Here is a 7,788-nt window from a genome sequence, read left to right as displayed (position 1 = left end):
CGGGCTTCACGCGCCATGAAGCTGATCGCCGCCGGGGTGCAGGCATCGGCGGCGAGCAGGATGTCGCCCTCGTTCTCGCGGTCTTCGTCATCGACCAGGATGACCATCTTGCCGGCCCGGAAATCCTCGATGATCGCTTCGATGGGATGGATGGCCACGACTACCTCTCAGGGTTCTAGATTGTTCTGTAATCTGGTATACCATGAGACAAAACGCAGCGAAAGAGGCAAGGTGCCATGAAAGGTTATTGGATTGCAGAGGTCGATGTGACCGATCCCGAGGCTTATCGCGGCTATACGGAGCGCGCCCCGGCGGCCTTCGCCCGCTATGGCGGTCGCTTCCTCGCCCGGGGCGGACGCGCCGAGCAGCTGGAAGGCGAAGGCTGGGCGACGCGCCGGGTGGTGATCGAATTCGATTCCTACGAACAGGCCCTGGCCTGCTATCGCTCGGCGGAGTATCAGGACGCCTGCGGGCACCGGCAGACGGCGGCCCGGGCCGAGATCTTCATCGTCGAAGGACTCTGAGAGAGGCGGCCAGGCACGGCACTGCCGCGTCTGGCCGAAGACGGCTAGCGTTCGATGCGCGGCTCGTCCTGCACGCGGGGGATGAACAGCTCACGGGCCTGTTCGCCCTGGTGCTCCTGCTGCCGCTGCAGGTAGTCGAGGGCCACCTTGGCGGCGGCGCGGACGTGATCCACCGACGCCTGGTGGGCGGCCAGGGCATCACCGCTGCGGATCGCCGCGACCATGCGCTCCATCTCGGCATTGCTCGCCTGACGGCGATTGGCTTGGGAGACCGAGGTGGCTCTCAGGTAGCTGACCCGCGCCTGCAACTGGCGCAGCTGGGTGGCGGCAACGCGATTGCCGCAGCCTTCCATGAGCACGTCGTAGAAGTTCTGCACGGTCTCGATCACCTCCGGCAGCTCGGCGCCTTCCAGGGCCTCGCGATTCTCCGCCAGGGCCTGTTCCAGCGCGGCGATCTCCTTGGGGCCGGCGCGCAGGGTGAACAGCTGGACGATCATGCCTTCCAGCACGCAGCGCAATTCATAGAGGTCGCAGGCGTCCTCCAGGGTGATGATGGCGACGCGCGGTCCGCGGGCATCGGCGAATTCCACCAGGCCTTCGGATTCGAGGTGACGCAGGGCCTCGCGCACCGAGGTGCGGCTGACGCCCAGGCGGTCGCAGAGATCGCGCTCAACCAGGCGATCGCCCGGCAGCAACTGGAAGTTCAGGATCGCCTGGCGCAGGCGATTGCACACCATTTCACGCAGGGTGACCGGGCTGCGGGTGATCTTGAAGCTGTCGTCTAGTTGCGCGCGTCTCATGGGGCTCTCTGGCGGACCGGTTCTACAGGCGACGACGAGGCACGCGACTACGTGGAACCTGCGTGCTCGCCCGGGCGGAAGAGGGCAAGTCTAGCATGCCCCCTGCAGGCGTTCATGGCCCGTCCGCTCAGGCATAGATCGGCGCCGCACCCATCCGGCCGCGGTGATAGAGCATGGGGATCACCTCCTGCTCGGGCACGATGAGATTCTTCACCGCCCCGACGATGATGGCGTGGTCGCCCCCATCGTACTCGCGCCACAGCTCGCACTCGATCACCGCCGTGGCATCGGCCAGCAGCGGATTGCCCAGGGCGCTGCGCGTCCATTCGATACCCTGAGTCTTGTCCTTGCCCTTGCTGGCGAAGGCATAGGCGATACGCTGCTGTTCGGCGCTCAGCAGGTGGATGGCGAAGCCCTTGCCGTCGCGCAGCAGCGGATAGGTGTCGGAGCTGTAGTTGGGGCAGAAGAGCACCAGCGCCGGGTCCAGCGACAGGGCGCTGAAGGCACTGGCGGTCAGGCCGGCGAGGTTGCCCTCGGCGTCCAGGGTGGTGACCACGGTGACGCCGGACGGAAAGGCGCCCATCACCTGCTTGTAGACTGTGGGATCGATCATGACTGGCAACCTCGTTCAACGCATCACAAAGGGATCGGGCATCGGCGCCTGGGACAGATTGATCCAGACCGTTTTGGTTTCGGTATAGGCCAGTACCGAGTCGATGCCGCTCTCGCGGCCGTAGCCGCTGTTCTTGAAACCGCCGATCGGCGCCATGGCCGAGACCGCGCGATAGGTGTTGACCCAGATGATGCCGGAGCGGATGTCCCGCGCCAGGCGATGGGCACGACCCAGGTCGCGGGTCCAGATGCCGGCGGCGAGGCCCAGTTCGCTGTCGTTGGCCAGGCGCAGGGCCTCGGCCTCGTCCTTGAAGCGGATCACCGCGGCCACCGGGCCAAAGACTTCTTCCTGCATGATGCGCAGCGAGTGCCGGTCGCATTCCAGCAGGGTGGGTTCGTAGTACCAGCCGGCGCTGCCGATCTCCGGTCGCTTGCCGCCCAGGCGCAGGGTGGCGCCTTCGGCCAGCGCCGCTTCCACCAGCCGCTCGACGATGGCGAGCTGCTGCTCGGTGGCCATGGGGCCCATCTCGCTGGCGTCGTCCTGGGGATTGCCGATGCGGATGCGCTGGGCACGCTCCACCAGGCGGGTGACGAATTCGTCGTAGATCTCGTCCTGCACCAGCAGTCGCGAGCCGGCCACGCAACTCTGCCCGGAGGCGGCATAGATACCGGCCACCGCGCCGTTGACCGCGCTATCGAGGTCGGCGTCGGCGAAGATGATGTTGGGCGACTTGCCGCCTAGCTCCAGGCTCAGCTTGGCGAAGTTCTCGGCGCTGGCGCGGACCACATGGCGCGCCGTGGCGGCACCGCCGGTGAAGGCGATCTTGCGCACCAGTGGATGGCGGGTGAGGGCCGCGCCGGCGCCCGGACCATAGCCGGTCACCACATTGAACACGCCGGGCGGAATGCCGGCTTCCAGGGCCAGTCGCGCCAGCTCCAGGATGGTGGCCGAGGCATGCTCGGACGGCTTGATCACCACGGTGTTGCCGGCGGCCAGGGCCGGGGCGACCTTGATGGCGGTCAGGTACAGCGGGCTGTTCCAGGGCACGATGCCGGCGATCACGCCCAGCGGTTCGTGCACGGTGTAGGCGAAGAGGTTGGTCTTGTCGAGGGGCAGGGTGCCGCCTTCAAGCTTGTCGGCCAGGCCCGCGGTGTAGTGGAAGAATTCCGGCAGGTAGCCGACCTGGCCGCGGGTCTCGCGGATCAGCTTGCCGTTGTCACGGCTTTCCAGCTGGGCCAGGGCTTCCTTGTTGGCGGCGATGAGATCGCCCAGCCGGCGCAGGAGCTTGCCGCGGGCACTGGCGGTAAGGCCACGCCAGGCCGGCGCCTCGAAGGCTCGCTGGGCGGCCTGGACGGCGCGGTCGACGTCGTCGGCGTCGGCATCGGGCAGTTCCGCCCAGGGCGTCGCGGTGGCCGGATCGAGACTGGCGAAGGTACGGCCCGATTGGGCCGCGGTCCATTCGCCGTCGATGCACATCTGAAAACGTTGCAGGGTCATGCCACGTATCCCTTGATGGAGGTGGAAGGGGCCTTGGCCAGGGCGTCGTCGAGGAAGTCCAGCAGCAGGGCGTTGACCAGCTTGGGTGACTCGACCGGCATCATATGGCGCTGGTCGGCCAGCACGGCAGTGCGCGCGCGCGGAATCCGTGCGGCCAGCTGGCGCGCCATCTCCGGGGTCGAGCCGCTGTCCAGTTCGCCAGTGGCCACCAGGGTGGGCACCTGGATGCTGTCCAGGCGCTCGGCGCCATAGCGGTCCTGGGTGGCGAACAGGGCATAGGTGGTCAGATAGCCCTGGGGGTCGTTGCTGGCGAAGGCCTGCCGCAGCGCCTGGATCTGCGCCGGGTTGGCGCCCTGGTACTCGCGGCTGAACCAGCGCGCCAGGGCGCTATCCAGGTTGGCGTCGGGGCCTTCGAGTTCGGCCTGGCGGGTTCGCTCCAGGACCCCGCTACGCTGCTCCACCGAGCGATTGAACACGCTGTTGAGGATCACCAGGGCGTCCAGTCGCTGCGGATGGCCGAGGGCGAAGGCCCGGGCCACCAGGCCGCCCATGGAGAAGCCGATTACCACGCCCGTTGCCAGCCCCAGGTGATCGAGCAGTTCGGTGAGCTGCGCGGCATAGTCGTCGAGCGTCGCCTGCGCCGCCGGGCGCTGGCTTTCGCCATGGCCGAGCATGTCATAGGCGATCACCTGGTAGCGCGGCGCAAGGCCCGCGAGTTGACCGCCCCACATCTCCTTGCTGAGCCCCACGCCATGGATCAGGACGAGCGGGCTGCCATCGCCGGCGATGCGGTAGGCAGTGCCGGCGGGGGTCTTGGCGTCTGTAGACCGGATCATTCGCGGATTCTCCTCAGCGCGCCTTTTCAGCCGCGAGTTCCTCGAGGTCGATGTAGCGGTTGCCGATGCGCGGATGCAGGCGGCCACCGTCGGCGGCGCCCAGCACCACCACGATCTCGTCGGCCCGCGGTGCGTCCTCGATGCGCATTTCCAGGGTGATGTAGTGGGATCTCAGGCCCTCGTCATCCTTGTGCATCATGGGGATTTGGATGGAAGTACCCGGGGCACCGCGCTTGTTGGTGAAGCTCAGGTAGCTCTTGGCCTGGACCGCCTCGCGGTAGTGGTTGCCGAATCTGAGTGTGTGGATCACCGCCGAGGCATGCTCGATCTCGCCGTCGGCGCCGACCACCGCCGCCTTGCCATAGGCCTCGATGCGCTCGGCACCGCCGATGGCGCAGGTCAGGCGCTCGACGATGAAGGCGCCGAGGTCGGAGCAGTGGGCCTTGATCTCGGGCTTGAGGTCTTCGACGAAGCCCTTGCCGACCCAGGGGTTGCGGATCACCACGGCGACGCCGGCCATGGTCACCGGCTTGTCGGTGGCCTTGCCACCTTCGCTGTGGGTCTCTTCGAGATAGGTGACGACCTTGCGGATTTCGAAACTCATGCTGACTCCTGGGATGTCTGTTGGATGATGGTATGCCACGCCCTTGGGCGTGTTGCAGGTCCGCGCCGGAGCGCGGACCCTAGATCAGGCAAAGGCCGGTGCCACCTGGTCGATGAACAACTGCAGCGACTTCTTCTTTTCGGCGAAGGGCAGGCTGTTGTCGCACCAGAAGCTGAATTCGTCGACGCCCAGTTCCTCGTAGTGACGCAGGCGGGTGATGACCTCGTCGGGGGTGCCGATCATGGTGTTCTTGCGGATGTTCTCCAGCTCGAACTCCGGGCGGCCGGCGAACTTTTCTTCCGGGCTGGGGGCGAGGAAGCCGTTGACCGGGGTTTCCTTGTTGCCGAACCAGGCATCGAAGGTGCGGTAGAAACGGCCGATGGCCTGGGCGCCGATCTTCCAGCCCTCGGGTTCTTCCGCCGCGTGCACATGGGTGTGGCGCAGCACCATCAGCTTGGGCCGGGCCACCCCGGGATTGTTGGCCAGGGCGGTGTCGAACTTGTGCTTGAGGTCCACCACTTCCTCGTCGCCCTTCATCAGCGGCGTAACCATGACATTGCAGCCATTGGCCACGGCGAAATTGTGCGAATCGGGATCCCGCGCGGCGATCCAGATCGGCGGGGTGCCGACCGGCTTGGGCACGCTGGTGGAGGTGGGGAATTGCCAGACTTCGCCATCGTGGGCGTAGTCGCCTTCCCAGAGCTTGCGCAGCGCCGGGACCAGTTCGCGCAGATGCTTGCCGCCAGCGGTGGCGGGCAGGCCGCCGGCCATGCGATCGAATTCCACCTGGTAGGCGCCACGGGCCAGGCCCACTTCCATGCGGCCTTCACTGATCACGTCGAGCAGGGCGCATTCGCCAGCCGCACGCAGGGGATGCCAGAAGGGCGCAATCAGCGTGCCGGCGCCCAGGCGGATGGTCGAGGTACGCGCCGCCAGGTTGGCCAGGATCGGCATGGGGCTGGGGGAGATGGTGTATTCCATCGCATGATGCTCACCGACCCAGACGGTGCAGAAACCGCCGGCTTCGGCCATCAGGGTGAGTTCGGTCAGCTCTTCGAACAGCTGGCGATGGCTGACGCTTTCGTCCCAGCGTTCCATGTGCACGAACAGGGAAAATTTCATAAGAAGCCTACCTCTTGTCTTCCACCTCGGCCCAGGGCTCGGGTGTCTCTTGTTGGCGGTACGCGACGGCTCGGCCAGTCGATGTTTTTATTGGTATACCATAATACGTGAACTGGCAAGCAGAGATGTAACGAGATTCGGCAGCAGTCCCCAGACGTCACTTTCACAAGCCAAAAGGCGGTTGTGTAATCTGGTATACCGTAATACTTTCTGTTCACCAGGACGACCTGTCCAGCAGGCGTCTTCCACAACTACAACAATGGAATTCCTGGATGTCCGCAGCCCCTCGCTCTGCCGTTGCTATCGAAACCCATACCGTGGATCACGTCGCCCCGGCCGAACGCCACGGGCATAGCCGCGATCTCTTCACCCTCTGGTTCAGCACCAATATCGCGCCGCTGCCCATCGTCACCGGCGCCATGGTGGTCCAGTCCTTCCACCTGAATCTGGCCTGGGGCCTGCTGGCCATCGTGCTCGGGCATCTGCTCGGCGGGGTGGTGCTGGCCCTGGCCTCGGCCCAGGGGCCGCGCCTGGGCATCCCGCAGATGGTGCAGAGTCGCGGCCAGTTCGGCCGGTATGGCGCCCTGCTGATCGTCTGCGTCACGGCGCTGATCTACGTGGGCTTCTTCACCTCCAACGTGGTGCTGGCCGGCAAGTCGATCCAGGGTCTGGTGCCGGCCGTGCCCATGCCGCTGGCCATCGTGCTCGGTGCCCTGAGCGCCACGGCCATCGGGGTGATCGGCTATCGCTGCATCCATACCCTCAATCGCTGGGGCACCTGGGTGATGGGCGCAGGACTGCTGGCCGGCTTCGCGATGATGCTGAGCCAGCCGCTGCCGGCGGATTTCCTGACCCGGGGCGGCCTCAACGCCAGCGGCTTCATCGCCACCCTGTCGCTGGGGGTGATCTGGCAACTGAGCTTCTCGCCCTACACCAGCGACTATTCGCGCTATCTGCCGGAAGCCGTCGGCATCGCACGCCCCTTCTGGGCGACCTATCTCGGCGCCACCCTGGGCACCATCCTGGCCTTTTCCTTTGGTGTGGTGGCGGTACTGGCAGTGCCGGCCGGCGGCGACGCCATGGCTGCCGTGGCCCAGGCCACCAGCTGGCTGGGTCCGGTGCTGATGGTGCTGTTCCTGCTCAACATCATCAGTCACAACGCGCTCAACCTCTATGGCGCGGTACTCGCCATCATCACCTGCGTGCAGACCTTCGCCGCTGGCTGGACGCCGGGTGTCAGGGTCAAGGTGGTGCTGTCGAGTCTGGTGCTGGTGGGCTGCTGCGGGATGGCGCTGATGGCCTCCGCCGATTTCATCGAGAGATTCATCGGCCTGGTGCTGGCCATGACCATGATCCTGGTGCCTTGGGCCTCCATAAATCTGATCGACTTCTATCTGATCAAGCGCGGCGACTATCACATCCCCTCGCTGTTCGCCGCCGACGGCGGCCGCTATGGCCGCTTCAATGGCCATGCCATCGCCGCCTATGCGGTCGGCATCCTGGTGCAGCTGCCCTTCGCCAACACGGCGCTGTTCAAGGGGCCCTATGCCGACCTGGTGGCGGGCGCCGATCTGTCCTGGCTGTTCGGGCTGCTGGTGACCTGCCCGCTGTATTTCTGGCTGGCCTACCAGGGTTCGCCGGCCCAGGCCGCCCGGCTGCAGGCTGCCTCGGCACAATGATCGGCGTCGCTGTCGAAAGCCACCTTCAATCCCCTCCCGAGGAACCCCGCTCATGTTGCAAGACGCTTCCCTGTTTCGCCAGCAAGCCTATGTCGACGGCGCCTGGATCGACG

9 protein-coding genes are annotated in these 7,788 nt (G+C 65.9%); 2 read left to right on the top strand and 7 right to left on the bottom strand.

Annotated features, from left to right (window positions below; genetic code table 11):
- On the bottom strand, positions 1-158 hold a 158-nt coding region (locus tag GSQ95_RS23960), incomplete at its 3' end, for a 3,4-dihydroxy-2-butanone-4-phosphate synthase (protein WP_178123847.1).
- Between the two features lie 78 nt (positions 159-236).
- Between GSQ95_RS23960 and GSQ95_RS23955 the strand changes: the two genes are divergently transcribed.
- Positions 237-524: a DUF1330 domain-containing protein gene (locus GSQ95_RS23955; RefSeq protein ID WP_059315040.1), complete on the top strand. Its 288-nt coding sequence runs from the start codon at positions 237-239 to the stop codon at positions 522-524.
- A gap of 44 nt (positions 525-568) precedes the next feature.
- Here the strand turns inward: GSQ95_RS23955 and GSQ95_RS23950 are convergent, their stop codons facing one another.
- The 6 genes from GSQ95_RS23950 to GSQ95_RS23925 all read right to left on the bottom strand — a co-directional run bounded on the left by GSQ95_RS23950 (position 569) and on the right by GSQ95_RS23925 (position 5,996).
- Positions 569-1,324, bottom strand: coding sequence for a GntR family transcriptional regulator (locus GSQ95_RS23950; protein ID WP_158896430.1), 756 nt, complete (start codon positions 1,322-1,324; stop codon positions 569-571).
- 127 nt (positions 1,325-1,451) lie between these two features.
- The gene (locus tag GSQ95_RS23945; protein ID WP_158896429.1) at positions 1,452-1,937 is read right to left on the bottom strand and encodes a flavin reductase family protein; all 486 of its coding nucleotides are present in this window, start codon (positions 1,935-1,937) and stop codon (positions 1,452-1,454) included.
- A 15-nt stretch (positions 1,938-1,952) separates the two neighbouring features.
- On the bottom strand, positions 1,953-3,434 hold the full coding sequence (locus tag GSQ95_RS23940) for an aldehyde dehydrogenase (protein ID WP_158896428.1): 1,482 nt from the start codon (positions 3,432-3,434) through the stop codon (positions 1,953-1,955).
- Positions 3,431-4,270: an alpha/beta fold hydrolase gene (locus GSQ95_RS23935; RefSeq protein WP_158896427.1), complete on the bottom strand. Its 840-nt coding sequence runs from the start codon at positions 4,268-4,270 to the stop codon at positions 3,431-3,433. Before GSQ95_RS23935 ends, GSQ95_RS23940 begins: the two co-directional genes overlap by 4 nt.
- A gap of 13 nt (positions 4,271-4,283) precedes the next feature.
- The gene (locus GSQ95_RS23930; protein ID WP_158896426.1) at positions 4,284-4,874 is read right to left on the bottom strand and encodes an amino acid synthesis family protein; all 591 of its coding nucleotides are present in this window, start codon (positions 4,872-4,874) and stop codon (positions 4,284-4,286) included.
- An 84-nt stretch (positions 4,875-4,958) separates the two neighbouring features.
- The gene (locus tag GSQ95_RS23925) at positions 4,959-5,996 is read right to left on the bottom strand and encodes an LLM class flavin-dependent oxidoreductase (RefSeq protein ID WP_158896425.1); all 1,038 of its coding nucleotides are present in this window, start codon (positions 5,994-5,996) and stop codon (positions 4,959-4,961) included.
- Positions 5,997-6,268: 272 nt separating this feature from the next.
- Here GSQ95_RS23925 and GSQ95_RS23920 point away from each other — a divergent pair, with 272 nt between their 5' ends.
- A complete protein-coding gene (locus GSQ95_RS23920) occupies positions 6,269-7,675 on the top strand; it encodes a cytosine permease (protein ID WP_158896424.1) in 1,407 nt (468 codons plus the stop codon).
- Positions 7,676-7,788: the final 113 nt, after the last annotated feature.

Source organism: Pseudomonas sp. BAV 4579 (assembly GCF_009765395.1).
Lineage (GTDB): Bacteria > Pseudomonadota > Gammaproteobacteria > Pseudomonadales > Pseudomonadaceae > Chryseomonas > Chryseomonas aestiva.
This window is presented reverse-complemented; position numbering and strand designations above follow the sequence as displayed.

What these genes read in the sequence shown, in the direction of transcription:
- GSQ95_RS23940 (WP_158896428.1), bottom strand. Translation starts at nt 3,434, where the DNA reads ATGACCCTGCAACGTTTTCAGATGTGCATCGACGGCGAATGGACCGCG.
- GSQ95_RS23945 (WP_158896429.1), bottom strand. Translation starts at nt 1,937, where the DNA reads ATGATCGATCCCACAGTCTACAAGCAGGTGATGGGCGCCTTTCCGTCC.
- GSQ95_RS23955 (WP_059315040.1), top strand. Translation starts at nt 237, where the DNA reads ATGAAAGGTTATTGGATTGCAGAGGTCGATGTGACCGATCCCGAGGCT.
- GSQ95_RS23925 (WP_158896425.1), bottom strand. Translation starts at nt 5,996, where the DNA reads ATGAAATTTTCCCTGTTCGTGCACATGGAACGCTGGGACGAAAGCGTC.
- GSQ95_RS23920 (WP_158896424.1), top strand. Translation starts at nt 6,269, where the DNA reads ATGTCCGCAGCCCCTCGCTCTGCCGTTGCTATCGAAACCCATACCGTG.
- GSQ95_RS23950 (WP_158896430.1), bottom strand. Translation starts at nt 1,324, where the DNA reads ATGAGACGCGCGCAACTAGACGACAGCTTCAAGATCACCCGCAGCCCG.
- GSQ95_RS23930 (WP_158896426.1), bottom strand. Translation starts at nt 4,874, where the DNA reads ATGAGTTTCGAAATCCGCAAGGTCGTCACCTATCTCGAAGAGACCCAC.
- GSQ95_RS23935 (WP_158896427.1), bottom strand. Translation starts at nt 4,270, where the DNA reads ATGATCCGGTCTACAGACGCCAAGACCCCCGCCGGCACTGCCTACCGC.